Here is a 24,376-nt window from a genome sequence, read left to right on the forward strand (position 1 = left end):
AATCTCAGATTCAATGGAAGATCAGGAGAAGGGAAAACAGCGTACCCGTATTACGGACAGTAAAAATGTAGTCAGCGGCTCGAATATTGAAGGGCAGAATATTCACATTGGGGATATCATCCACCAACATTCCTCTTCTACGCCTCTTGGTGGTCAGGAAGATGCCGAAGCGATCAGGCAGCTAATTGGCAAAGGCAAACTCAAACAAGCCATGGAGGCTTTGGCGGTTTTTGCCAAGGACAAGGGAGATAGTGATGTAACTGATCAGGTAGATCTGCTCAAAAGCCAATGGGCGGCTTTCAGTAAAGAAAATAGAATGGGGCTGCTCTCGTATGGGGATTCTACGTTGCAGCGCAACAAAATCACTCATAGCATGCTCGAATTATTACGCGAGTTTGATGAGTAAAAACTTAACAGAGCAGGATAGAAGAGTGGTAAAAGCTGGGGTGGAGCTATTACAGGCGCATTGTGCCTATACTCAGGCTTCTGTGCACAGGAAATTAACTCACCTCGGGTGTAAAGTAGCAATCGCTTCTTTGAACAACATTATCAACGATAAACCGATAGGCGCCCCTCTTGCCCGAAAAGTCCGTTTGTCCATGGAGAAACTGGTCTGGCATGAACTTGGACGGCAATGGAATACCAGCAAGCAACAATTCCTTTCTGATGAACGACCTTTAGGTTGGCAGCCTGATGTAGTATCTGAAGCACAGCAGGCCGAAGCATCCGGTTCTTCTTGTTCTATTATCCGGCCAGAAGGGCGTTTGTCGATAAACGATAAGGTTGGGATCATTAATGAGGCACAACATGAGGTGATTGAGTTTGGGTTAAGGCTGCGCACCTTTTCAAATTATTTTCTGACCAGAAGTGCGTATGAATTCAAAAACCATATTGTCGCTCAGCTCAACACAGGTGTCCATTTTAAGCTGTATTTGCTGGATCCTGATTGCAATGAAGCTCGGTTGTATTTCAATGACCGTGCCCGAGTATTGCCCGAAGAGCGTGAGGGGCAGGAACAAGCTCGTGCATCAGTTGAGCGGCTGTCTCAAATCAAAGAAGAGTTAGTGGCGGCAAACAGCCCGGGAGACTTTCAGGTCTTCTTTTACCGGCACATCCCCGTTGCGCACTTCTTAATTATTGATGGCGAAAGCTTGTCCGGGCAAATGGTATATGCTCCTTATCTATACGGCATCCGACGGGCGGACTGCCCGGTTTCAGTGATTAGCAAGCAAACACACCGTCAGCTTTTTCGAACGCATTACCAGTCTTTTCTCGCGCTCTCGAAGGATGCAACTCCTATTTTCTAAAGGTTTTAAACATGACAATGAGGCGGATGTCTGTGCCTGAATTTATATGAATTCATATGGAATAGTGTGAATGTCATTCCTGTTCATATTTGATGTTTAGTGCTCCCATCTTTGTGGTAAATACCATAGAAGCTTACTGGCTTTCCTGGTTTTCGCTTCCTTCCCGAAGCTAACCAATGGCAGCCGTTTCGTGCCACTTTAGGCAGAGCCCGTGGTATCCTAAACCACATTTTCTTATCTAAACATCTTGATTATGGATCTTATCCTGATGATGGAGATCCTGGAGATCATTATTGAGGAAATTGTATTGCCTTAATGTTTGGTTTTCAGTGATCCGCCGATTGCGGCCTTCAGTGCAGGACAGTTGCTTATTCCATGGAAGAAGCGCTTCGTAAACAACTTTCTGTGCTGGAGTTAGTAAATTTTTTGTTTGATCCAGGATTGGCACATGATGGGCTCGCCGTCTAGTTTTTCAAAGACGGCTTTGGCATTTTTATTGTTGGTAATTGCTTTGATAACCTTCAGGAGGTTTAGGAAAGCAACTTTTGCGGATTCCCCGATATCTTGGTGTGAGGAAAGGAAATCCTGAAAATTTTTGCAGTGGTCCATAATGATATCGTAGCCGGCATCTTGCTCAACAAATGCCAGTAACTGAAAGGTCCGGGCACGGGCTTCAAGCCTGGAAGGCACCGCTTTTCTTAGTGCCAGGAGTTGATGCACCCGGTCATATTGACCTTTGTGAAAGGCGATCATAGATTTAGCAATAGCAATGGCAACCTCCTGTTCTGTATCAGGCAGCTTGTTGCCGTTCTGGCTTAGGTATGCTTCTGCCCAGTCTGTCTCTTTTTCTACACAGGCTGTTGCAATGGTGTTCATGAAGCGGTTGCTGGTCAGTAAGTTGTGGTGGTGAAGCATTTCATTAAGGGCAGCGTTGTTGTACCAATCTTCGAAAATGGCGGTGTTCACGGACGCATCCTGATTTCTGCCCTGACGGCTCATAGCGTTGACGCAATAGCCGTGCAAGATCATCTGAAGGTCCGGGCTGAATTTTTGGCCATGTTCGATATAGAAAGCCAGCAGCGTATCGAGTTTGGCACCGTCAGTGTAGGCGTCATTCAGCCCTTTGGCCAGGTTAAGCCCTCTGCGCAAGAGGTCAAGCGGTCTGTTTTCAGCTGCTGTTTGGTCATCCACAGTGAGCTTCGCATGGTTGTCCACAGGGAGTGGGTCATCCAAGACATTTTCACGGTTTTTAAGCTCCGCCTGATAAAGGGTATGAGCGGCCTCATAGAAATCATCGAGCAACTTGGTTAGCACAATCAGCCTTTCCTGGCCGGTCTGAGTTTCCTTCTTTTTGGTATCATTGGTGGAGAAATAGAGCAGGTGGTTCAGGTATAGCTGATCAAATAAAGACCAAATGCTTAGGTATTCGGGCTGCTGAACCAACTGCCGGACTTGTTCTGATTTGCGCTCAAACAGATGATGGGCACCCTTTTCCTGGAAAATTTCAAGCATTAACAAGTCCCGTCGCTTTTGCCGGTTGGTTTTTTCCATGCCAGCTGCCGATTTAGGATTGAGTTTTTCCAGGATGAGAAAATCCTCCAATAGGCTATACAGGCGGCTAGTGGCTTCAGTGATGCTTTTGGGTAACACAGACTTAGACCGTTGTTCCCGCAGGGCTTTCGCAACTTCGGCTTCACTGAGGTACTCATCAGTTAGCTCATCAGGGTAGTGCTTTTTGAGCAGGGCAAGCAGGTCGGCCATCAAAGAGTTTTTACCAATTCCCCCTGCTGCATATTTGAAGAAGGCTTTTACCTCCTGTTCAGGCATTACCCGAAGTAGCTGTACGATTTTGGTGTTGAGCATAGCCAGTTATTTTACTGAAGCAGCATGTGCATTCAGTGTAAAAGTAGAAAGGGAAAGGGTAAGGATCAAAATGTACTAAATCCTGGAAAAAGCAGTATCGTTTTAAATTGTTGATTATAAGTTTTTTATGTCTTTAAGGCTCTGTTTTTTCTGCAAGAATGGCGCTAAAATCCGGTTGATAAACCAACAGGATAAGCTGACTTTTACACCATGCTACTGAAGTTCAGTGCACTAAGAAACTAAACTCGCATAATGTTTCACTCTCAGAGTGGAAGCCTTTTTGTGCTGGTGGGCCTGTGGCAACATAGGCTCACCTTCATATGCGAACAAAAAACCAAATGAATGAATAGCAACCGTCTGCCCTTCATCTGAATCCCCCAATCTCTAAACAGAGTTAGATGAGGCTGGCAGGATCACCCAAAAAAGAAAAGGCCATGGCTCAAGAAGTTAGAAAACAAGTTGTTGATGTTTTTACCCAAAAACTGCAGCGTAATTTTAGACTATACTGTCAAGAGCAATCATTACCATCGGATTTAGAGCAATTTACGACCTACCTTATTGATCACGGTATCGTTGACAAACATACGATTCGCCACTACGCCATTCTCGAAGTCTTCAAAGAGCTCTACCCGGCAAATGAACACAAAAAAACACAAACGGTGGAGCAGCTGGCCCGGCGGTTCAATGTGTCTGTCAGAAGTATTTGGAATGTGCTGCAGAAGCGTCGGTTGTAATAGGCCATTGTCGAATTGTCAATTAATTTTATCGTTTTGAAGTAATTTAACTTATATTTGGTTCTGATATGCATCTGCCTGCTAAAGTTATAATCTTGACCCCAATCGCGTTAGAATATTCAGCTATGCGCGATATGCTCAGTTCAGTCGAATCTTTCGAACTGGGGAGTTATGCATGTGTGAAAGGCAAGGTAGTGCAAGAGTCCGGGTCACTTAGTGTCTTACTTGTAGAGACGGGTTCCGGTAACCAACAAGTGGGCTTTGCGGCTCTTAAAGCGATGCAGGTTTACAAAGCAAATGCGGTCATTCTTACAGGAATTGCCGGAGGCGTTAAGGATGCCGGGCTGGGTGATATTGTAGTGGGGACCCGTGCATATGGGTACGAGTCAGGTAAGGAAACTGCAACGGGTACCTTAAGCCGGCCCTCCGTATTTCATTACAGTTCCGCCCTTCAGCTTCAGTGTAAAAAGGTAGCAGAAGCCGGGCAATGGAAGCGAAGTAGCGAAACAGCGGACAACTCAATGGTGCATTTTGGGCCTATCGCTTCCGGCGAGAAAGTGGTAGCAACCACAGAGAGCCCTGTGTACCAATCCATAAAGCAATATTACAATGACACCCTGGCCTTAGAAATGGAATCCATAGGTTTTGCGCGGGCTTTGCACGATTTCAAGGAGGTAGAATGCATCAACATCCGTGGGATATCAGATTTACTCGACGGCAAAACGTCGGGCCACGATAAAACCTATCAACCCATTGCCGCCAAAAATGCGGCTGCTTTTGTTTTTGAACTCCTGAAACAAATCGACCTAAAACCCATACCACATATGGACCCAAAAGAAATCGGGCAAGCCCTTGCCCAGAGGCTCCTGCCTTACCTGTCAGCAAAAGATTTACCAACTGGTCAACTTCCGCTTTCACCTAATGCCCCAGCTGTCATCCGGCAGCTATGGGGTAGCGTATGGCCTCTCCTCCAAGCCGACCTGGAGTTCATTGAGGACGAAGATAGCCTGAAACAATCCCTTACCAAAGAGGTCGGCAAAGCCACCAAAAAAGATGAAGGCCTTAAAGCTGAACTCGAAGCCCTACTGGCTAAGCTCCGGGAGGCCGATGCTGATAATAAGGGCGGTGTCTCTATTCAAAACAGCAAGAATGTGGTGCAGGGCAGTACGATCAGGGTGGGCGGTGATTTTCGGTTGGGGGATGGGTGAGCATAAACTTGTAAACGCTATTTTTGATTTGCAATTTTCAGCATAGCAAAATGTGCGTTGCAATAGCCAGCTTAGCTTTAGACACTTGCTTTCATTGACCTAAACCCTATTCTCATGACAAATAAACGAGGTCGGCATTCTCAAAAAAATAAAGTGGAGAACTCTCATGTGTCAGCAGGTGAACGCGTACACATAGGGGATCAAATAGTGAATAATTATAGTGGATCTAATCCCAGAAACGGAGGTAAATCAGGACTGAAGGTAACGCTCATTAGTCTGACGCTGTTGTCAGTGACGATTTTTAGTCTTTCTTTTTCAAATAACGAGTTCGTATTTCTTCAAGTCTTATTTGGAGAAAAGTCGGAGCAAATAATTAACAAACCTGCTTCTATACCACCGAATGAAGAGGAAGGTGGAAATGAAGAAGATCAACCTAAAGAAGAAGATCCATCTGGAAATGATGAACCTCTAGATGAACCGCCTACTGTAAAGCCCAAGCTGTCCATCGCCGATTACGCTAATATTAGTCTAAGTATTAAAACGGCATTTTGGGGCAGTCGCTCTGCCCAATTGCCCGCATTCCAGAAAGCAGTAGAAGAACAATTCGTGCGCCAGGATATCTCAGTTTCGAATCGATATTTCAAACCTGCCTTTGAAAATAAATTCGGCAGAGATTTGGAAAGGCTGGATGTGGGGAGTCTTCAGGACATCGGATTGTCGAAACATCTTAACTGTATTTGTGAGATAAGGGAAAGCATTAAATATGAGCCTAACGAAATTGAAGGTATGCACATGGTAACTGCCAGGGGAAGGGTAAGTGTTCTCCTGCTTAACCTCACGGAAGGGCGGCTGAGGCAGTATACTTTCACTGAGAATGGTGCGGGCATTTCTGAACCTTCAGCACTGGAAAGCCTCGAGGAACACTTACTGAAATCGCCAAAATTAGCAGAAATATCAGTTCAAAAATGCCAATAACATCATATGAGAAAATACTCGTTTTTACTAATCATTGCCCTGTCGTATGGTAGCCTGTTCGGGCAGAGCATCACTGACAGAGAACTCAATGAACTAGCTACAAAACTCGTCGACAAGGTAAACAATGAATTAAACAATCAAAATATTGCCATTGCCGACTTTGTCGATATCAACGATGAACCATCTGATCTAGGGCGGTACATTGCCGAAGAACTGAGCTTTAACTTGGTTGACCGAACGACTAAGTTTAAAGTAATAGATCGTACTCACTTCCGGAGATTAATGAAAGAAGCAGGCCTGGGAGACAAGGGCATGGTAGACCCTGCTTCTGTTCAAAAGCTTGGTCGTCTTGAAGGTATTACCGCGATTCTATATGGTAAATTAATACCAACCAGCAACACCATCAAGGTCTATGTAAAAGTGGTTCATCTGGAAGGTCAGGTTAATGAAGCTACCGTCCGGGGAACCATCACTCGTACACCCACAATTGATAATTTTCTCGGTAGTGGAAGTTCCGAACCGGAAAAAAGCGCCGCAAGCCAACAGGGAACGACTCACAGGAGCTCCCAAAGCTTTGTCAATGAAAATATAGAAGTTAAAGTGCTGCAGTGTACCAGGCGGGGGAATACTGTCGACTGCGAAATAGAATTTTTAAGCAAAGGGCGCAACGACAACCTTGTCCTAAGAACGAGTCAAAGCCGGTTGGTAGACGCCAATTGGAATAGTTACCCTGCTTCACGTGTGATTATGAACGGAAGACAGAGCTCACAGCAGCTAAACCAACCCCTTGCCGCCAATCAGCCCAAACGTGGTATTATAAGCTTTGGTAATGTACCTGCTTCACTCTCAAATGCTCAGCTTCTGGAAGTCAATTGTACGTCATTGGCGGCCTTCACCTTTACTGCCCAATTTGAGCACATCATTTTAAAACAATAAACAATTGTTTATGAAACCCTTCAACCTACTTTTGATAATAGCGTTTATGCTACCTACACTCGCCTTTGCACAGTCTACAGATCGGGAAATAGACAAAATTGCAGGTCAGCTAGTGAGTGCCCTAAATAACAATCGAAAAGTAAAAGCAGTAGGCGTTGCCAACTTTACCTATCGCGGAAATGCCCAAACGGCCATCGGCCGCTATTTGGCTAACGAGCTGACACTTGGTATGTCTATGCGTGGCCCACAATTTGATCTTATTCCAAGGGAAGTAGTTGCCGATAGGCTCTACGGTAGCCGTGACGCTGCAAGGCCTGATTTGGGTGCTATTGGAGGGAGCGCAAAAGAAGCAATATTAAAAGAAGACCACGAAACCGAAACGGATCAGCAAGGAGACATCCTAGATGCTGGAAAAATTGTACTTCAAGAGCTTGTCAAGCTCAAAGGCAATGGTTGGAAAAATAGCGATGCTCTGGTATCTGGAGTAATTGAGGATAAGGGAGATGAAATCCGCCTAATAATAACAGTGAACCTAAGAGAATCTGTAATTGGAGGAGCGCGCGGTAACTTCATCAAAACTCCGGATATACGGGATAAGATGGAAGAGCAAGTAGTAGTTGCTACAACCACCTATCCGAAAGGCCCGGTATCTACAAGCGTTCAACCCCCCGCGTCTGGTTCAGCAAATGTTGAACCCTTTAGGCTGGAAAATATGGTTTTCGAAGTGACGGGCTGTCATCAAAGTGCGCGTACTATAGAGTGTAACCTGAATATTGTTTCTGATAAGGACACTGAGCTTCAAACTTATTGCACTAATTCTAGGGTGATTGATGCTAGCAATTCTCATGAGTTCCATGCTATTGAAGTAAGATTGGCGGACGTATCCAGCACGAATTATGCTAGAAAATCAATGGTGTCAAATATTCCTATACAAGGATTAATTCGATTTGGTAATGTAGACCAAAAGGTGGTTACTATCGCCAAAATGGAAATCCAGTTCCATACAAAGCCGACTTATTATGCTACTGCTACACTTTATAATGTACCAGTTAGATAGGTGGAAATTAATTGGCGCGACAAATTTTCTTGCCGCGCCAATTGATTATTTTCACTGTGGTCCTACTTCACCACCACCTTCTCCACATAAACCCGCTCGCCCTGCCGGACCTCCAAAAGCACTGTACCTTTAGGCAGGCTGCCCAAGTCCAGCGTCTCATCCGCATGCCCGTCAAATCCCGGGAGCTGACGGTTTAGGAGCTCCTGCCCGCTCAGGCTGTGGATACGGAGCGTGGTGGGCACCGCTTCGCCCTTGAAACGTACTCTAAGCTCTCCGCTCGTTGGGTTGGGGGAGACCCTGAACCGCTGCAACTGCAAGGGCTTAGGCGTATTGGATTTCAGCTGATCATTTGTGCCTTCTTTGGTGAAAATCTCCACGACGCCATTGGCACCATCCTGACCGTACTTTTCGATAGCGGCCTCTCCTTTGAGGACATTGATCCGGTCAATGTTTTCGGGCTTGATGTCAAACTTGCTTTCAATGTCTTTGACGCCAGGATAGGCTTTGCCGTCCAGTACGATCAATGCCGCCGGGCCATCGGGGCCGCTCAGGCGAACAGACTTGTCCTCTTTTGGATAACCAATCACCCTTAGCGCATCTTTAGGAATTTCTTCTTCTTCCTCGTTTTCCAGGTCGGGCAGGCGGAAGGCTACGGGCAGGTTGAATTCAACAGCTACCTTTTTGCCGCCCTGCTCACCGGGGATCCAGGTGATTTCCTCCTGCATCAGCCGGGCAATACGGCGTACCTCTTCATCCAACACCGGAGCAACGGAGCGTACTATGCTGTATTCCCGAACCTCGCCGGTGGGTGCGATGATCAGCCTGACAACAACAACGCCTTCCGTGCCGGCTTTCCGGGCTTCAGCCGGGTATTTGATGTTTTGGTAAACGAATTCCAACAATCGCTTTTGTGCACACTTTTCTCTTGCCTGTGGTTCTTCCAGCTCTTCACAACCGGGAAAACGCGGCATTTGCTCCGCTACTTTGAAGGCCTCCCCGTCAGCCGGAGCAACTTCCTGTACTTCTTCGGCTTTGTCCTCCAGTTTAAAGCGGATGGGAAGCTGAAGGGCAACGTTCACCTTACGCCCACGCTGCACGCCCGGCACCCAGGTGATTTCCTGCTGCATCTGCTGAGCGACGCGCAGGACCTCGGCATCAAGCGCCTCATTGACCGGGCGGCTGATGCTGTAATCCTTGATGGCACCATCCTTGTCAATGACCAGCTTAAGCACTGGCATGCCCTCTATGCCGGCTTCTTTTGCGGCTTTGGGGTAGACCAGGTTTTCATAAATATAAAGCATGAGTTCCTGATTAGCGCAGGCCTGCCGCTCTTCTGCATTGGCAATGTCCTCACAGCCCGGGAAGCGGGGCATCTCTTCCACAACCTGGAAAACCTCGTCGCCACCATCGGCTGCCGGCAGCTTGAATTTGAAGGGCAAGGTCATTTTTGCTGCTACCGGCTGTCCGCTTTCATCCGTTGCCGGTACCCACTCGGGCAGTTGGCGAACGACAGCCACCGCTGCCTGATCAAGCGCCTCTCCGGCACTTTTAAGGACTTTGATGTCCTCAACTGCTCCGCTTTTGCTCACCGTAAATTCGACTACCGCCATACCTTCCTGCCCGGCCGCTTTAGCCGCTTCGGGGTACTTTAGTTTTTGCTGTATGAACGCCATCAGCTTTTCAGTGGTGCATTTCTGTTGGGCAGCCTCCGGTTCCAGGGTTTCGCAACCTTTGAAGACCGGTTGGGGGCCTTCCCCGTCATAGCTCGCTGATTTGGCCGGGCCTGCCGGGTTGGCGGGCAAGGTAAAGGCAAATGCCAGGGCGGCCAGCAACGGCAGCGTCAGCGCATACCGCAGTAGTTGATGTCGGTGTGATTTCTTCTTCGTCATCATTAGAATCCGTTTTTTTAATTGTACGTGTGAAAAATGGTTAGCTAAAGCAATCGCTTGTCCGGATTGCGATTGCCGGATCAACAAATGGCCGTATGTTGTTTTCTTGGAGTGGTGCAGCACGGCTTCGTCAGCCAGGTATTCGTGCACCGTACGCAGAGAGCGGGTATATAAATAAATGAGTGGATTGAACCAGAACAGCACGCCCAGGGTTTCAGCAATCAGAATGTCAAGGCTGTGCCAGCCATCCATGTGAGCTTGTTCATGCCGGATGATTTTTGCAGCATCGGCCTTGGGGTAGGGGAGTGCCTGGCTCCAAAAGAGCAACCGGAAAAAGGAAAATGGGGTGTGCAGAGTAGGGGTGCTGACCAGGGTATACGCCTGTCGTTTGTGTTGCTCACTTTTCAGGTACAGCGCATAAATCTGCCACATGCCATAAAGCAGCCGAATGCCTGCTACCGCCACCCCAATCCAATAGATCAGAAGCAAAACAGACCGCCAGGTGAGTACTGGAGCATTGCTTTCCGGGGAGGCTATTTCCGGTGTGGCAGTCACCACCACCTCCAGTTGCTGTACCCCAATGGTGATAGGCTGCATGTAGTAAGCCGCTTGCAAAGCTACGGCAGAGGGGGCTTCGGGCACCGGCCATTCCAGCGTCGGTAGGGCCAGGCTAATGATCAGGGTGAGCATAAGGTACGCCCGGTTCCAGCTGAAGAAGGTGGTCCGGCTAAGCAACAGTGCATAGAGCAGGAAAAAAATGCCCCAGCAAGCGCTGACTTGTAGGATGTAGGATAGCATGATCGTTCGGTTTATTCTTCTTCAAGTTTGCCCATCAGGTCATTGAGCTCCCGGAGGCTAAGGTCTTCCTCCTGCACCAGGAAGGAGACGAGGCGGTTCATGGAGCCTCCGAAGTAATCTTGTACCAGAGTACGTACGGACTGCCGGCTGTATTCGTCCTTGGTGACTTTGGGCTCGTACACGAAGGTCCGGCCATAAGCCGTGTGTTTCAGAAAGTCTTTCTTGTCGTCCAGTATGCGGACCATCGTGGACACGGTGCTGTGGGGCGGCTTTTCCAGCCCCATTTCTTCCACCATGTAGTTGCGGATGTCGCTCACCGTGCAAGGCGCAATCTCCCAGATGATCTGCATAATCTCTTCCTCCGCTTTCGTTAATTTCTTCATTGTGCGTTACTGTTGAAAGTGTATGATTTCTTTTAATTGCCCGATACGCTGCTCAGTGTAGGCCTGAAATTCTTTATGGCCGGTACCGCGGTAATCCTGATAGTGGCGTAGTGCAATACTTTTGTCTTTAAAGTACTGATCGGAAGCCCGGGCCAGGAAAAAATGCGTTTCCACAGGAGCACCGTAGGAAATAGCCGAGCGGTAGTGGTCAATAGCAGTCCGTAAGTCCCCTTGTTGTTCCGCAAGGTTGCCCAGGTCGTTGAAATAGAGCCCTATTTTGGGTGAAATCCCTTTGTCAATGGCTCGCTCGAAATGAGCCTGGCTCTGTTCGGGGTTGCCCAGTTTCCGGTGGACCAGCCCCAGGTAGTGGTGCGTATGCTCGGTGTCTTCTTCCCGGTCCACGATTGCCTGCAAATGTGCAAGCGAAAGCTCCAGGCTATCGAGGTGTAGATAGGCCACGCCGAGCATCATCTGGTAATACTCGCTGGTATCGCCTTGTGTCATGATCCCTTCAATTGTGGAGGCCACCAGGTCATGGTCCTTGCGCTTATGGTGCAGCCTGGCTTTTGCCTGCAGGAGGGGGATGTTCCTGGCATCCAATTGGATACCCTTCTCTACCATCTCTTCAGCATAGTTAAGCTCATCCATAGCCAGATAAATAGTGGACAGCCGGGTGATGACTTCCAGATCCGTAGGGTTGCGGGTATGAGCCTGAATGAACTGTTGCAGGGCGTGCAGGGCATCCCCCTGATGCAAGGCAATATTCGCTGACTTTTTATAGTAATAGCTGTTGGTGCTGTCTATTTGCGTAAGCTGGGTAAAGTAGGATTGTGCTTTTCTGTAGTTCCGCTCCCGCTCGTAGATACTGCCCAGAGCACTTAGAGCAGTGGTATGCAGGCTGTCTAATTTCAAAGCTTCACTGTAAAACAGTTTGGCATCCGGATAGCGGCCAAGCTGTGTGTGGCAATACCCGATCCGGAGCAGGTAGGGTATGTGCCCGGGCCGCTTGATATAGCAGGTGCTCAGTTGCTTTAGTGCTCCATCAAAGTCATAGGCAGCAATTCTACGTTCGGCTTCTGCAAAGTATGGCTCCAGCTTGAGGCTGTCCTCCACCTGTGCAGCACCAAAGAACGGGAATAGCAGGATAACTGAAAATACTAAAAGCCTCATGGTATACTTATGCTTCATGATGTACAAATTTATAACGTATTCTTTAGTTATAAAAGTTTTTAACTAATTTTTACGTTATAAAACTAAATTTACCGTTGTAGATGCGCAGCGAATAGATTTTGGTGTGCGGTACATAAACTTTCCCGAAAAAAGAATTAATTTTAAGCTGGCAAACACTCGATAAACATAACACTTACCCCAGTTAGCGCGAGCCGCGCTGCTGAAAGAACGACCTGTTTACCTCATGAAAACCCTCCACTGCCATGTTTATCTTGTTGCTATGTTTTCTTACTGCATTTGCCATGTCCTATTTGGCTATTCCCTACATCATCAAAATTGCACGGGACCGCAATCTTTGTGAGGTGCCCGGCGAGCGTAGTTCACATACCATCAGCACTCCTGCTTTGGGGGGGATCGGAATTTTTTGCGGCACCATTTTTGCCGTATTAATGTGGACACCCTTCCAGAACTTTGCCAATCTGCAGTATGTTCTGTGCGCACTATTGCTGATGTTTCTGGTGGGCTTAAAGGATGACCTGGCGCCAATTCTGCCGCAGACTAAATTTACAGCTCAGTTTTTTGCATCGCTGGTGGTCGTTCTACAGGGCGGCATTTACCTGGAGGGTTTTTACGGGCTGTTCGGGGTATATGACTTTGCCTACATCAATATATTCCGTGCCTTAACGGTCATCGTCTTCATGCTCATTATCAACGGCTTCAACCTCATTGATGGCATCAACGGCTTGGCCGGCAGTATTGGAACGCTGGCAGCGGGTATTCTGGGGGGCTGGTTCTTCTGGGCAGGGCGCATTGAGCTATCGGTGCTATCCTTCGCTTTGGTGGGGGCCTGCGTAGCCTTTCTTAAATTCAACTACACGCCTGCCAAAACGTTTATGGGAGACTCCGGCTCTCTGGTCATAGGTATGGTCTGTGCCATTTTGATCACCTCCTTCATAGACGTTAACCACCATTTGCCGGCAAACAGCCCGTACAAAATTGCAAACGGGCCAGTTTTCGCCATTAGCGTAGCTATTTTGCCAATCTTTGATACGGTGCGTGTTTTTCTGACCCGTATTGCCCGTGGGCAGTCTCCCTTTGCGCCCGATCGTCGCCATATTCACCATTTGCTCATTGATTTTGGCTTTAGCCACACCATGACCTCGGCTATTCTCACTGGTGTCAGTATTCTTTTTATTACCTTGGTGGTGGTGCTGGATGGCTTGTTGGGGCTTCATGCACTACTATTGTTAATCATCAGCCTGGCGAGTGCACTGACGTACTACCTACACTGGGCAGTAGGGCGCTACCGGGCAAAGAAAATGGCATTCTAGCTTCATGCAAGCCGTATTTTGGGTGTTTCTGGGTGGTGGATTAGGTAGTTTAGCCCGCTTTGGCATTGCCCGGGCGCTGCATTTCTGGAATCCCGGCTTCCCTTATGCCACACTGATGGCGAACGTAGTTAGTTGTATCCTGCTTGGTTACCTGATGGGGCAAACCCTGCACGGGCGTATCAGTCAGGAAGGGCAATGGCTGCTTATGACGGGTTTCTGTGGCGGCTTTAGCACCTTCAGTACTTTTTCCGGGGAATCCTTTAGCTTGCTACAAAGCGGGCAGTATGGTTATGCACTGTTAAATCTTGGAGGGAGCCTCATCCTTGGGCTGATTTGTATATATTTGGGGCTACGCCTTAGTGGATAACCAAATTGCAGCACAACCCTATGGAGCTTACCCACGAAATCCTGGAACGCCTTGAACAGCTGGAGGATAAATATTCTGTCATGGGGCAGGATATCCTTTCTTATCTGGACGGCTTACTGTACGCCGATTACCTCACTTACTGGGATTACATTCACCTCGACACCCTGTTGAGCCTACAAACGCCGGAGACGCCTTTTCCAGACGAGAAGATTTTCATTCTTTATCATCAAATTACGGAGCTTTACTTCAAACTCAGCCTGCTTGCTATCGAGCAACTGCTTGATGCGGAAGCGCCGGGGCTTGATCTCTTCAAACGGCAGGTCACCCGCGTCAACCGCTACTTCGACAGCCTGGTCAGCTCCTTTGATATTATGGTAGAAGGCATGGACCGGGACGAATTTCTTAAATTCCGGATGAGCCTGCTTCCCGCGAGCGGCTTTCAGTCGGCGCAGTACCGGAAGATTGAGTTGATGAGTACGGATATGTACCGCCTGGTGCACGGCAGCAAACGGGAAGAAGTAGCCCCGGACAGCCCGGTAGAGGAATTGTACCAAAGGTTATACTGGAAATCGGGTGCCACCGAACTGGCGACCGGTAAGAAAACCCTCACCCTGAAGCAATTTGAGCAAAAGTATGCAGAGGAATTTCAGGACCTGGGCAGGGAAATGCGCTACCGCAATCTTTGGCAGGCCTACCTGCGCCTACCGGAGGCTGACCGTCAAGACGAAGAACTGAAGCAACTGATGCGCCATTACGATTTCAATATCGAGGTGCGCTGGCCGCTTTCTCATCTGCGCAGTGCGGTACGGTACCTGGATGCTAAACCACAGGTGATAGAAGCCACCGGCGGGACGAACTGGCAGGACTATCTGCCGCCCCGCAAGCAGCGCATCATTTTCTTTCCTGACTTGTGGACGGATGAGGAACTGGACAACTGGGGCAAGAGTATCCGCTTTTAAACACCTTGCTCTTCCTGTAAACGGCGGCGGTACTTAAGGTCAAGGTTGACTAAAATAGCTAGGGACATAAAGAAAAACGGCCCTACCTTATCGGTCTCAATCAAATCATTGATGAGTTGCATCACAGATATGATGATAATGCACAGCATCGCCATCATGGCAATCTGCTTGTCCCGTTTGGTGCGGGCATTGGCGTATATGACTTCGCCCCGGACCAGTGCATAGAAAATCAATATCAGAAAGAGGAGTAACCCCGGTATGCCCTGTTCCACGAGGGTCATCAGGTAGTAATTGTGAATGCCGGATCGTTCCGGGTTGTCACTGACATAAGTTGTGAAACTCGTGACGGTATAAGACTTATAGAAAAAGTAAAAGTTGCCCGGCCCAAACCCGAACAAGGGCTCCGCAGCGGACATATTAAAGCCTGCAACCCACCGGTAGAGGCGTTCCATCGTTGAGATATCTTCCAGTTCGTAGGTGGCTTGTATCAGGTTGTTGAAATCCTTATGAGTCACGGTCGTTTCATAGTTGGGCGCATAGTCAAGATAGCGGTTATTGTTGATCATATAAACCAGCCCGGCGATACTACCAGCTACGGCCAGAGCCAGCGCCCACTTCGTCAAGCGCCAACGCAGCACATAGTAGGCGCCGATCGCTGCCACAACGGCTACGTAAGCCGCCCGGGTGTAGGACAGCTGTATCGCGATCAAAAGGACCGGCAGGCTTAGGGTAATCGCCCAGCGGGCCAGACTGCCTTTAGGGTACCATTGCCGCATGAACCACACAAACGGGGTAAATAGTACGATGATGGCCGCGTAGGAAACATGGTTGCGGTAAAAAGGGGTAAGCACCCAGTGGATTTCCGCAAAAGTGAAGCCCTGAGTGGCATGGCGTGCTGTAACGATCAGGATGGTAACGATCAGGGGGATAAAAACCGACCAGAAAAAGCGTTTGAGGTCTCGTTCTGTTTTCAGCATCCGTATCGCCAGGAAGTAGAATGGGGCAATATACCAAAGCTTCCCTGCCAGAAACTTAAAGGATACGACTGGCTGATGGGACAAAAAAGCACTGATGGCAATCCATCCGATATGAAGGCTGAGCAACAACGAAATCGGATGAATTAAGGGGCCCTTGTCCAGCTTAGGCCCTCTCTGTATTAACAGCAGCAAGCTGACCAGCATCAAGCCAATCATCAGGGGCTCTGTGGGAAGGTCCAGTCCCAACCCATTGGGCAATTGCAGTTCGGTGGAAAGCGGGATGCAGATAAGCAGCAGGGTGAATACCGCCCGCACATCTACTATTGTAAGGTAAGCAATGAGGCATACCGCAGGGATAGCCGCCAGGAAGTACCAGGAGCCGGCTATACCCGTAAAGAGCGAAAGCAGGATCAGGGCAGCGTAGGCCAGGAAAAACCGTTGTGGTTGTCCCTGCTGTGCCCACCAATGGCGGATTCGGTCTGAGATGCTATGTACTCCTTTTGCTTTCAATCAGGATCCTTTGTAAACAGATTTCCAGTCGACATCCTGATAGGTGTCCAGGATCAATACCCCAATGACGGAGAAAAGAAAGGCAATAGCTACTGCGCCAATCACGATGAAACTCCGTTTGGGGCGGGATTTTATAAGCGGCACTTCTGCTTCTTCCACCACCACAATGGATGGTATATCAGAATTATAAACAGACAGGGTCTGCTTCAGACGCTCCTTATCTTCACTCAAGGTAGCATTCGCTTCCAGGTATTGGCGATTGAGGGTACCCACTTCAGCCATACCATCATTGAAACGCTCCATACGCTGAGAAACATTGGCATAAGCCCCTTCGAGGCCCCTGACCGAAGCCCGCAGCTGTAGGATGGTGTCTCGGGGTACGCCCTGCGTTTCCTCAAGAGCTTTGAGGCGGGCCTGGCTTTGCACGAGCTTTGCTTCCGCTTCTGATACCTGACTGGTCAGGGCTTCAGATTGCCCATCGATGTTATAGATTCCGTAGCGGCGGCGTTTAGCGATCAGGCTGTCACTTAAGGCTTTTAGCTGAGCTTCTTTGCTCTCAATATTACTTTGATAGGAGTTTATAGTCCGTAGCTGCCCTTCCCGGATGAGTTGCCGGGCCATTTCGCCGATTTTGCGGCGGGCGGTATTGGCCATAGCAGCGGCCATGGTGCGGTCTTTGTCCTCCACACTCAGCTCAATGGCATCCCGCTTGGTCTTTTCTACCTCATAGAGCCTGGCAAATTTATCTCTTACCTTAAATTCCGCCTTAGGCTGGTCCGGGTTAATTTTATAATGCTGATAGAGCTGGAACGTATCCACCAGGAAGTTGAGTAGCATGCCAGACTGAGCTATAGTAAGCAAGCGGTCGATGTCATTTTCATTACCATAATAGGCCGTCCGGGTTTGCCCATCGCCAAAGAGGGCATCAGGCTTGGCCTGGTCCGGGCTGACGGCGAGAAATACCGTCTTGCCTTTGTAGTAATTGGGCAGGAACAGGCTGATCGCTACGGCCCCTATACCTGTCAATGCACAAACGGTGATGATCTGCTTCTTCCAGCGAAAGAGCGTCCGAATGATATCTAAAAGGTTGTCTTTCTGTTCCATGTATGTGTACTGGTCAAAAATTTTGTGCAAAAGTACTTCCTTTAGCTTGAATTTTAAGGCTTTGCTAAAGTTGGATGCACGAAAACAATATTATCAGAATCTATGCCCTGCTCCATATACCAGTTTTCAATATCTGGCAGGGGTAGCAAGCTGCCGTCTTGCTGAATAGCATGGGGCGTATATCCTGCCTTCAACAGGTCGCGTGCGGCTTCCCGATGTGGGGTATTGCCCCGTTCCGGATTGAGGTACTCCATCACAATCGGCACAGGGTGTTTATGCAAAAATGGCAGTGCGCCCTCAATGACAGCCGCTTCTCCGCCTTCCACATCAATTTTGATCAGGTTTGGGGTCATGGCCGTTTCTTCTAAAAAACGGCTGAGCTGCACACCTCTGACTTCTTTACGCTTTGGCTGATTGCCTTCAAACCAGTCCTGCCCCTCAAATTGCTTCACGTCCGTAGAGTTATACTCTGAATGCAAGGGGTCAAATTCGAAAAAAGTAACCGCCTGCCCATCAGCATTAACGGCTGCATGTACTGCCAGACAGTTGGGAAGGGGCTTAAGGTTGGTAGAAAGGCAGGAAAAGGTGTCCTCAGCCGCTTCAAAAGCGAATACTTTACCGCCTTTTCCTACAAGCGTAGCCGCAAGCAGAGAAAAGTAGCCAAAGTGCGCTCCAATATCCATGAATACATCGCCAGGTTCCAGTTGCTGAATCATGAACCGGGCCAGTCGAATCTCTGAGCTATGGGTTTTTCCGCCAACGAGATAAAGGTCCGTGCCGGCGGGAAGGACTACCTGCATCCGTTCACCAAAAAACGTCTGTATTGTTTTTAGTTTGCCCTTGCGTTGATAACGATACAGCGTTTCTCGGAACCCAATAGCATAAAGGTATCGTGCGGGGGTAGCCTGCAGGCGTTGCCATTTAGACCCCTCCGCGAAATGCTCGACCTCTTTCAGGGCTTTTAACAGTTGTTGCTTCATGGATGTGACAAAAACTTGAAGAGGCGAAGGTACAAACTTCGGCCTATTGTCTGTGTACCAGTATTCGCTGGCTTCCAACCAGCTGTCCACAATGAGTGGCGGTTAGGAAATACACGCCTTGTGGTAAATGTGCTACCTGAAGACTGGAACTAAGCTGTGTTTTTGCGGTCAAAGTCAATAATCGGATTGCTTTGCCATACAAATGACAGTGCGAGCACTCCACCTATACCTAAAATTGCGAGAAACGACCAATACCAATCGAAAGGAGCCCAGTAATTTAGGCTTTGCGCAGCCGCCAGCAGCAGGAGAAGTGAGCCCGCCAGTTGCCCCCAGGTTGTGAGTGGGACCCTGAGCTGCAACTGCCGGGAAGCCACCCATAGCTCACCTGCAATAATAAACACCTGTGTAGCCAGGGTCGCAATGGCAGCGCCCTCTGCCTTAAGGCTGGGAATGAGCCAAAGGTTCAGGGTCAGGTTAATGCCCAGTCCGATACCGAATACATAGTTCAGTTGCCGGGTATGGTTGCTGGCAACGAGCAGGGTGCCAAAGACATACGTCCCTGACACGGCCAGGTAGCTTGCACAGAGGAACACAAGAATGCGGCCGGAATAAGCCGAGCCACTATCATACAGCAGCTCCATGATCTCGGTATGGTAGGCCCCTGCGCCCACCAGTAAAATGAGGCCGCTGAGTGTGATGAGCTTGAAGCTAAAATAAGCCAGCGGTGCTACCGAAGTTTGCTCCTTTAGCATGCGCGAGAATAGAGGCAAAAGTAAGCCGGCAAAAAGAAAGCCTACCATGTTTGCGGCTTCGTAAAGCCGGTAGGCCGAAGCATATAATCCAGCTTCCGTTGCTCCGTCCGGCAACAACTGCTCAATCATTAGGCCGTCCAGGCGGTAATAAGCTGACATAAGGAAAATACTCAGGGCATAAGGGGCACTTTCCCGAAGCAGGTAGCGCAAAAATACCGGGTTGATGCGTAAGCGGAAGCGGGGGAGTCTGCGCGCGACAATACCCATGGCGATCAGTGCCGTCATGCTGAGCGATGCGGTTTGTGCCCAGACAAACCATTCTATCCGAAAAGGCCCTGGCACCAGGTTGCCCCAAAGCAGCATACTGCAAATCAAGATGAGCAACAACCGATCGGTAACCGAAAGGAGGCTGTCCAGCCGGTAGCGCCCCAGCCCGGATACATTCGAGCGGAGGTACAGTACGAGCGAAAACAGGATTTGATTCAATGCGATAAAAAGCAGGAGGCTAAAGTGCGGCAGGGTATAGCCCGCCCACCAGCCTATGCCTAACACAAGGGCCAAATAGAGGATCGATAGGAGCCCTTTTAACACGATCAGGTTTGGAAAGTACTTGACCAGCAAGTGCCTGTGCTGCGCAATATTCCGGTTGTTGTAGTTCTGTATCCCGAAGTCGTTGACGATCTGGAACAGGAACGTGAAGTTGAAGAGGGCGAAGTACAACCCGTACTCGCTTTCCGATACGGTATTCTGCACCGTCCGGTCGATGCCAAACAGGTAGAACGGCTTGATCAGCAGGTTGGCCGTCAACAGGAAAACGATATTGAGGAGGAACTCACGCTTCATGGGCGCAAGGTAAGGCCTTTTACTCGTACCGCAGCGATTCGATGGGGTCCAAACGGCTGGCTTTCATCGCCGGGTAGAGCCCGGAGAGCAGACCGACGCCGGTACAGGTGACAATAGCAATGATGACCCATGCCCAGGGGAAGAGGAAGCTGCCGCTGGCAATGATGGCCACCACGTTGCCCGCCAACACCCCCAGAAAGATCCCCACCAGCCCGCCAATCAGGCTAATGGTTACCGCTTCGGTTAGGAACTGGGTGAGGATATTGCTTCGCTTGGCCCCGATGGCTTTGGAAATACCGATTTCCCGGGTACGCTCCGTCACTGAAACCAGCATGATATTCATCAGTCCAATAGCAGCGCCGATGAGGGTGATCAGCCCGATGCCTACTGCAGCCCAGCGGAAGTACGTGGTGTTCTCCCGGATAAGGCCGATGAGACTGTCGCTTTTGGTGATTTCGAAGTCATTGTCCTGAGCGGCTTCTAACCCACGGACATTACGGAAAACGGCTGTAGCATAATCCGTTCCTATATCAATCTGATTCGCATCATTTACAGCGATCATGAGGTTGTAGTTGGTGCGGCTGCTGCCGTAATAACGCTTGCCGGTCTGGAGCGGTATAAGCACGCGGCGGTCTTCATTGCCACCCATACTCGATCCTTTCGACTGCATGGCGCCTACCACCTTGAGCTTGATGTTGCCGGCGTGAACGTACTGACCTACGGCTTTCTCGGGTTGCCCTTTGAACAGCTCGTCCACTATTTCAGAACCAATAATGGCAATAAACCCGCCACGGATGGATTCCAGATAGGTGAAGTTCCGCCCGGCGGCCAGCTCAAAGCCTTTGGATTCCAGGTAGTTCTCGTCAATGCCGAAGAGGCCTACGTTGGGGTTCGTTTTTTCATCCGCGCGTTTGATGGTGGCGGTACCAGAGCAGGGCAGGGATACGGAAACCCGGGCTGGGAAGTCGTACGCTTCTTTGAAAGCCAGTGCCTGGTCATAGGAGATGGGCTCGCCGATCTTTTCGCGCCTTCCACCGCGGTGCCCCCGCACGCCTTCTCCACGGGGCTCAATGTCGAAGGTATTGGCACCAAGATTAGAGAGGTTATCGCTCAGGGAGTTGATGCCTACGTCGATGGCGGTAAGGATGCCTACGAGGGCCATAATTCCGAAAGCAATGATCATCAGGGTGAGGATGGCGCGGAGCCAGTTGGACCGGACGGTGCGTAGGGCGAGGGTGATGTTTTCGCGTAAGCTCATGGCGTGGCTTTGTTTTTACAAATTCGAATGTAGGGGTTTTTTGGGGAAGGTGGGAAAAAGTTCGATGAATGGGGGTGGGGAGTCGGCGGTTGGGTAGTTTTGGAGTGGGCAGTGGGGTAGTCGGGCAGTCGGGCAGTCTTGGAGTGGGCAGTGGGCAGTCTTTTAGTGGGCAGTCTTGCAGTTTTGTAGTGGGCAGTGGGCAGTGGGCAGTCTTGCAGTTCTGTAGTGGGCAGTCTGGGTAGTGGGTGGGCTATAGGCCGCCGGGGAAGAGTGGGGAGTGTTTGAGGTCGCCACTGAGGTAGGTCGCGCCGGAGGAGGTGTTGTCCATATCGATTAAAGGTATATGGTAGGTGGGGCAGTAGAGGCCGTCTATGAATGGCTTTGGTGTATGCAGGGAGAGGTCTAAATAGTAGAAGCCGGAGCGGAGTGGTTGGAGCTGATAGATAGCGGGCTCGTAACCAACGAAGGAAACTTCAAGCGTTAGTGCGGTATTTGAAGGGACGGTAAGGGTGAATTGGCCTTCGGTGCCCGTCTCCACGCCTCCGAGCAGGGTGCTGTTCTGATAGATGGCGATAGAGGCAAACTTTAAGGGCTGTTCGTTGGGGAGGTAGGCGATACCCTGTAGTATGGTATTGGAACTGGGGGTTGTAGCGTTAGAAGGTGCAAAAGGCGTGGGCGTAGCTTGGATTATAGAGTCAGTGGTGGTACAACCGGATAGGATGAGTGCGAGTGCGGCAAAGTATACTTGGATGCGCTTCATAGCAAGGTTGTTTCTATAAAGAACGCAGGCCGCCCATAAGGAGTTCTATGACTTCGGCTTCCACCTCCTCGGCCGAGCGGGACTTGCCATCCTGAAACCAGTCGTAGAGCCAGCGCACGGAGGAGAAGAGGGTGTAAAGCATGACGTTGGGGTCCATTTGCCGGAAGGCACCGCTCTTCATACCGGTACTGAGGATGTTGCGGAACCGCTGCTCGTAGTCCTTGCGGAGCGCCTTGAATTCGGAAAGGTAAGGCTCATTGAGGTGGCGCCACTCGTCGTTAAAAGCGGTGACTGAGGTGGCGTCTTCCATAGCGGTCCGGATGTGCAGGGACAACAGGGCACGGACCTGTGCGGGCGCATCGGCACCGGATTTTTCCACCTCTTCCATACCGGAGATAAAGCGGTGGGCATTATCAAAGCAGATGTTGCGCAGGATTTCTTCCTTGGAGGAAATGTGGTTGTACAGGCTTGAGGCCTTCAGGTTGACTGCTTCAGCCAGATCACGCATGGAGGTGGCCGAGTAGCCCTTGTCGCGGAACAAGTGGGCGGCGGCTTCCTGAATGATTTCCTTCTTGGTCTTCTTCGTTGTCGTTGTCATGCAGCAAAGTTAACTATCAAAATCCACAGCGACCCGGTCTGTTTTGGGGTGGGCCTGACAGGTGAGGATGTAGCCGGCAGCCAGCTCATCGGGCTCCAGAGCGTAGTTGACGTCCATTTCCACTTCCCCTTCGGTTAGTTTGGCGCGGCAGGTGCTGCAGACCCCGCCTTTACAGGAAAAGGGCAAGTCGGCACCCGCTTTCAGCGCACCATCAAGCAGGGATTCAGCATCGGAAGCGAGGGGGAATTCCACCGTGGTACCGTCCAGGGTGATGGCGACCATAGCGTCCACCTTAGGCTGATCTGCACTGCTTTTGGCTTTGGGGGCGGGCGCTTTTCCGTTGCCGGTATTGAAGAGCTCGAAGTGGATTTTTTTGCGGTCCACGCCGTGTTGCTCCAGCACCTCCCGGATGCCCTCGATCATCGGGAGCGGCCCGCAAAGGTAGAAGTCATCTACTTCCGCTGTATCAATCAGCTTATCGCAAATCGTAGCGCACTTATCGGCAGAGATACGGCCGCTCAGCAGCGGGCTGCCCAGCTTTTCGCGGCTGAGTACGTGGTAAATGCGTAGCCGGCCCATGTGCTCGTTCTTCAGCCCTTCGATTTCTTCCCGGAAGATGATGCTGTCTACCATACGGTTGCCGTAAAAGAGGGTGAACGTACTCATCGGCTCCTGCTCCAGTACGGTCTTCATAATGGACATCACCGGCGTAATACCCGATCCCGCCGCGAAGGCTACATAGTGTTTGGCTTTCGCCTGATCTGGCTCAGCGGTAAAGCGGCCCATAGGCGTCATCACCTCCAGCTCATCACCAGCCTTCAGCGTTTCATTGGCGTAGGTGGAAAAACGGCCCTCCGGCACCTTCTTCACTGCCACGCGCAGCCCTTCGGCCGGCGTACTGCAGATGGAGTAGGAGCGGCGCACCTCTTCACCATTGATTTCCGCCTTGAGCGTTAGGTATTGTCCGGGCAGAAAGGCGTACTCCGGCTGCAGCGCTTCCGGCACTTCAAAGGCTATGGACACACATTCTTCGGTCTCAGGCCGCACTTCGCGTATCTTCAGAGGATGAAACTTTGGCATTGCTGTTCAGTCTTTTCTATGAATAACGATACGAATGAACGTTCGTTTGCAAAGATAGGAAAAAGGTTGGGAAGCTTTGCGTCCGTCTCCCTAAAGTGATGCTAGTCTAGCGTTTAAGCTTGGGTATTTCCATGAGCGCTGCCCCAGCTTCAATCTCCAGACAGGTTAACATCGCCATAGCAGAAGTCAGAACGCTCTGTTTGCGCTGTCTTTTTTAGAATGGTTTTGCGGCTTTTTCGAAAAGGAGATGTATTAAAAGCTGCTAATTTGATAGAGCAAAAATCAAAAATAAACAGGGCAGCTAGGCTTTGTTCATTCAACCTGCACTAAATTCTGCCCTGTCTTTTTCCCGCAAAACTGTCACGAAGAGAAAGCCAGGACCATTGTATATTGTGGTTAAGAATGGATCAAGCCGCTTATCTACTGTTTATTTTATGTGGTTATACTGACGATTAAGTGGTTTGCCGCGGCAAACCTACTCAATGTCAGATGCTATGTTTAGCATCTGAGCAAGTTCTTTGAAAATTTCATAGATTA

General features: G+C 49.7%; 23 protein-coding genes. 11 read left to right on the plus strand and 12 right to left on the minus strand.

What is annotated here, in order from left to right; all coding sequences use genetic code 11:
• The first annotated feature begins 13 nt into the window (after positions 1–13).
• Together MRY86_RS20495 and MRY86_RS20500 are read left to right on the plus strand one after the other, a co-directional pair.
• Positions 14–406 carry a hypothetical protein gene (locus tag MRY86_RS20495; protein ID WP_293567427.1) on the plus strand — a complete coding sequence of 131 codons (393 nt, stop codon included), beginning with the start codon at positions 14–16 and terminating at the stop codon, positions 404–406.
• A complete protein-coding gene (locus MRY86_RS20500) occupies positions 399–1,307 on the plus strand; it encodes a hypothetical protein (protein ID WP_293567430.1) in 909 nt (302 codons plus the stop codon). Before MRY86_RS20495 ends, MRY86_RS20500 begins: the two co-directional genes overlap by 8 nt.
• Before the next feature lie 414 nt (positions 1,308–1,721).
• On the opposite strand, the gene MRY86_RS20505 is transcribed toward MRY86_RS20500, so the two are convergent.
• Positions 1,722–3,170: a hypothetical protein gene (locus MRY86_RS20505; protein ID WP_293567433.1), complete on the minus strand. Its 1,449-nt coding sequence runs from the start codon at positions 3,168–3,170 to the stop codon at positions 1,722–1,724.
• A 398-nt stretch (positions 3,171–3,568) separates the two neighbouring features.
• On the opposite strand from MRY86_RS20505, the gene MRY86_RS20510 reads away from it, so the two are divergent.
• From MRY86_RS20510 to MRY86_RS20530, 5 genes are all read left to right on the plus strand, one after another.
• Positions 3,569–3,904, plus strand: a complete 336-nt coding sequence (locus tag MRY86_RS20510) for an HTH domain-containing protein (RefSeq protein ID WP_293567436.1) — start codon at positions 3,569–3,571, stop codon at positions 3,902–3,904.
• 68 nt (positions 3,905–3,972) lie between these two features.
• A complete protein-coding gene (locus tag MRY86_RS20515; RefSeq protein WP_293567439.1) occupies positions 3,973–5,112 on the plus strand; it encodes a 5'-methylthioadenosine/S-adenosylhomocysteine nucleosidase in 1,140 nt (379 codons plus the stop codon).
• Between the two features lie 114 nt (positions 5,113–5,226).
• The gene (locus MRY86_RS20520) at positions 5,227–6,087 is read left to right on the plus strand and encodes a hypothetical protein (RefSeq protein ID WP_293567442.1); all 861 of its coding nucleotides are present in this window, start codon (positions 5,227–5,229) and stop codon (positions 6,085–6,087) included.
• A gap of 6 nt (positions 6,088–6,093) precedes the next feature.
• Positions 6,094–7,023, plus strand: a complete 930-nt coding sequence (locus MRY86_RS20525; protein ID WP_293567445.1) for a FlgO family outer membrane protein — start codon at positions 6,094–6,096, stop codon at positions 7,021–7,023.
• Between the two features lie 10 nt (positions 7,024–7,033).
• A complete protein-coding gene (locus MRY86_RS20530; protein WP_293567448.1) occupies positions 7,034–8,080 on the plus strand; it encodes a hypothetical protein in 1,047 nt (348 codons plus the stop codon).
• 62 nt (positions 8,081–8,142) lie between these two features.
• On the opposite strand, the gene MRY86_RS20535 is transcribed toward MRY86_RS20530, so the two are convergent.
• From MRY86_RS20535 to MRY86_RS20545, 3 genes are read right to left on the minus strand one after another with little or no spacing between them, the layout of a single operon-like run.
• Positions 8,143–10,767 (minus strand): TonB family protein, encoded by a 2,625-nt coding sequence (locus MRY86_RS20535; protein ID WP_293567451.1) that lies wholly within the window; start codon positions 10,765–10,767, stop codon positions 8,143–8,145.
• 11 nt (positions 10,768–10,778) lie between these two features.
• Positions 10,779–11,150, minus strand: a complete 372-nt coding sequence (locus tag MRY86_RS20540) for a BlaI/MecI/CopY family transcriptional regulator (RefSeq protein WP_044147240.1) — start codon at positions 11,148–11,150, stop codon at positions 10,779–10,781.
• A gap of 6 nt (positions 11,151–11,156) precedes the next feature.
• Positions 11,157–12,338, minus strand: a complete 1,182-nt coding sequence (locus MRY86_RS20545; RefSeq protein ID WP_293567462.1) for a tetratricopeptide repeat protein — start codon at positions 12,336–12,338, stop codon at positions 11,157–11,159.
• Positions 12,339–12,583: 245 nt separating this feature from the next.
• Here MRY86_RS20545 and MRY86_RS20550 point away from each other — a divergent pair, with 245 nt between their 5' ends.
• From MRY86_RS20550 to MRY86_RS20560, 3 genes are read left to right on the plus strand one after another with little or no spacing between them, the layout of a single operon-like run.
• The gene (locus MRY86_RS20550) at positions 12,584–13,651 is read left to right on the plus strand and encodes an MraY family glycosyltransferase (RefSeq protein WP_293567465.1); all 1,068 of its coding nucleotides are present in this window, start codon (positions 12,584–12,586) and stop codon (positions 13,649–13,651) included.
• Positions 13,652–13,655: 4 nt separating this feature from the next.
• The gene (gene crcB / locus MRY86_RS20555) at positions 13,656–14,018 is read left to right on the plus strand and encodes a fluoride efflux transporter CrcB (protein ID WP_293567468.1); all 363 of its coding nucleotides are present in this window, start codon (positions 13,656–13,658) and stop codon (positions 14,016–14,018) included.
• A gap of 20 nt (positions 14,019–14,038) precedes the next feature.
• Complete coding sequence (locus MRY86_RS20560) at positions 14,039–14,977, plus strand: tryptophan 2,3-dioxygenase family protein (RefSeq protein ID WP_293567469.1); 939 nt, start codon at positions 14,039–14,041, stop codon at positions 14,975–14,977.
• On the opposite strand, the gene MRY86_RS20565 is transcribed toward MRY86_RS20560, so the two are convergent.
• From MRY86_RS20565 to MRY86_RS20585, 5 genes are all read right to left on the minus strand, one after another.
• On the minus strand, positions 14,974–16,464 hold the full coding sequence (locus tag MRY86_RS20565) for an O-antigen ligase family protein (protein WP_293567470.1): 1,491 nt from the start codon (positions 16,462–16,464) through the stop codon (positions 14,974–14,976). The two genes, MRY86_RS20560 and MRY86_RS20565, sit on opposite strands and share 4 nt — an antisense overlap.
• On the minus strand, positions 16,465–17,568 hold the full coding sequence (locus MRY86_RS20570) for a Wzz/FepE/Etk N-terminal domain-containing protein (RefSeq protein ID WP_293567471.1): 1,104 nt from the start codon (positions 17,566–17,568) through the stop codon (positions 16,465–16,467).
• Positions 17,569–17,621: 53 nt separating this feature from the next.
• On the minus strand, positions 17,622–18,548 hold the full coding sequence (locus MRY86_RS20575; protein ID WP_293567472.1) for an FkbM family methyltransferase: 927 nt from the start codon (positions 18,546–18,548) through the stop codon (positions 17,622–17,624).
• Between the two features lie 149 nt (positions 18,549–18,697).
• On the minus strand, positions 18,698–20,143 hold the full coding sequence (locus MRY86_RS20580; protein WP_293567473.1) for an oligosaccharide flippase family protein: 1,446 nt from the start codon (positions 20,141–20,143) through the stop codon (positions 18,698–18,700).
• 19 nt (positions 20,144–20,162) lie between these two features.
• Entirely contained in the window at positions 20,163–21,401 is a 1,239-nt protein-coding gene (locus MRY86_RS20585; RefSeq protein ID WP_293567474.1) for an ABC transporter permease, read from the minus strand.
• A 68-nt stretch (positions 21,402–21,469) separates the two neighbouring features.
• On the opposite strand from MRY86_RS20585, the gene MRY86_RS20590 reads away from it, so the two are divergent.
• Entirely contained in the window at positions 21,470–21,643 is a 174-nt protein-coding gene (locus MRY86_RS20590) for a hypothetical protein (protein ID WP_293567475.1), read from the plus strand.
• Positions 21,644–21,651: 8 nt separating this feature from the next.
• Here MRY86_RS20590 and MRY86_RS20595 read toward each other — a convergent pair whose 3' ends face one another.
• The 3 genes from MRY86_RS20595 to paaE are packed head-to-tail and all read right to left on the minus strand — an operon-like array spanning position 21,652 to position 23,839.
• Entirely contained in the window at positions 21,652–22,161 is a 510-nt protein-coding gene (locus MRY86_RS20595) for a hypothetical protein (RefSeq protein ID WP_293567476.1), read from the minus strand.
• A 13-nt stretch (positions 22,162–22,174) separates the two neighbouring features.
• Positions 22,175–22,759: a TetR/AcrR family transcriptional regulator gene (locus tag MRY86_RS20600; protein ID WP_293567477.1), complete on the minus strand. Its 585-nt coding sequence runs from the start codon at positions 22,757–22,759 to the stop codon at positions 22,175–22,177.
• Positions 22,760–22,768: 9 nt separating this feature from the next.
• A complete protein-coding gene (paaE, locus tag MRY86_RS20605) occupies positions 22,769–23,839 on the minus strand; it encodes a 1,2-phenylacetyl-CoA epoxidase subunit PaaE (protein ID WP_293567478.1) in 1,071 nt (356 codons plus the stop codon).
• Positions 23,840–24,376 lie beyond the last annotated feature (537 nt).

The organism is Phaeodactylibacter sp. (assembly GCF_022763345.1).
Lineage (GTDB): Bacteria > Bacteroidota > Bacteroidia > Chitinophagales > Saprospiraceae > Phaeodactylibacter.

What these genes read in the sequence shown, in the direction of transcription:
- MRY86_RS20560 (WP_293567469.1), top strand. Translation starts at nt 14,039, where the DNA reads ATGGAGCTTACCCACGAAATCCTGGAACGCCTTGAACAGCTGGAGGAT.
- MRY86_RS20500 (WP_293567430.1), top strand. Translation starts at nt 399, where the DNA reads ATGAGTAAAAACTTAACAGAGCAGGATAGAAGAGTGGTAAAAGCTGGG.
- MRY86_RS20535 (WP_293567451.1), bottom strand. Translation starts at nt 10,767, where the DNA reads ATGCTATCCTACATCCTACAAGTCAGCGCTTGCTGGGGCATTTTTTTC.
- MRY86_RS20585 (WP_293567474.1), bottom strand. Translation starts at nt 21,401, where the DNA reads ATGAGCTTACGCGAAAACATCACCCTCGCCCTACGCACCGTCCGGTCC.
- MRY86_RS20530 (WP_293567448.1), top strand. Translation starts at nt 7,034, where the DNA reads ATGAAACCCTTCAACCTACTTTTGATAATAGCGTTTATGCTACCTACA.
- MRY86_RS20545 (WP_293567462.1), bottom strand. Translation starts at nt 12,338, where the DNA reads ATGAAGCATAAGTATACCATGAGGCTTTTAGTATTTTCAGTTATCCTG.
- MRY86_RS20505 (WP_293567433.1), bottom strand. Translation starts at nt 3,170, where the DNA reads ATGCTCAACACCAAAATCGTACAGCTACTTCGGGTAATGCCTGAACAG.
- MRY86_RS20515 (WP_293567439.1), top strand. Translation starts at nt 3,973, where the DNA reads ATGCATCTGCCTGCTAAAGTTATAATCTTGACCCCAATCGCGTTAGAA.
- MRY86_RS20600 (WP_293567477.1), bottom strand. Translation starts at nt 22,759, where the DNA reads ATGACAACGACAACGAAGAAGACCAAGAAGGAAATCATTCAGGAAGCC.
- crcB (WP_293567468.1), top strand. Translation starts at nt 13,656, where the DNA reads ATGCAAGCCGTATTTTGGGTGTTTCTGGGTGGTGGATTAGGTAGTTTA.
- MRY86_RS20575 (WP_293567472.1), bottom strand. Translation starts at nt 18,548, where the DNA reads ATGAAGCAACAACTGTTAAAAGCCCTGAAAGAGGTCGAGCATTTCGCG.
- MRY86_RS20595 (WP_293567476.1), bottom strand. Translation starts at nt 22,161, where the DNA reads ATGAAGCGCATCCAAGTATACTTTGCCGCACTCGCACTCATCCTATCC.
- MRY86_RS20590 (WP_293567475.1), top strand. Translation starts at nt 21,470, where the DNA reads ATGGGGGTGGGGAGTCGGCGGTTGGGTAGTTTTGGAGTGGGCAGTGGG.
- MRY86_RS20540 (WP_044147240.1), bottom strand. Translation starts at nt 11,150, where the DNA reads ATGAAGAAATTAACGAAAGCGGAGGAAGAGATTATGCAGATCATCTGG.
- MRY86_RS20495 (WP_293567427.1), top strand. Translation starts at nt 14, where the DNA reads ATGGAAGATCAGGAGAAGGGAAAACAGCGTACCCGTATTACGGACAGT.
- MRY86_RS20525 (WP_293567445.1), top strand. Translation starts at nt 6,094, where the DNA reads ATGAGAAAATACTCGTTTTTACTAATCATTGCCCTGTCGTATGGTAGC.
- MRY86_RS20510 (WP_293567436.1), top strand. Translation starts at nt 3,569, where the DNA reads ATGAGGCTGGCAGGATCACCCAAAAAAGAAAAGGCCATGGCTCAAGAA.
- MRY86_RS20550 (WP_293567465.1), top strand. Translation starts at nt 12,584, where the DNA reads ATGTTTATCTTGTTGCTATGTTTTCTTACTGCATTTGCCATGTCCTAT.
- MRY86_RS20580 (WP_293567473.1), bottom strand. Translation starts at nt 20,143, where the DNA reads ATGAAGCGTGAGTTCCTCCTCAATATCGTTTTCCTGTTGACGGCCAAC.
- MRY86_RS20520 (WP_293567442.1), top strand. Translation starts at nt 5,227, where the DNA reads ATGACAAATAAACGAGGTCGGCATTCTCAAAAAAATAAAGTGGAGAAC.
- MRY86_RS20570 (WP_293567471.1), bottom strand. Translation starts at nt 17,568, where the DNA reads ATGGAACAGAAAGACAACCTTTTAGATATCATTCGGACGCTCTTTCGC.
- paaE (WP_293567478.1), bottom strand. Translation starts at nt 23,839, where the DNA reads ATGCCAAAGTTTCATCCTCTGAAGATACGCGAAGTGCGGCCTGAGACC.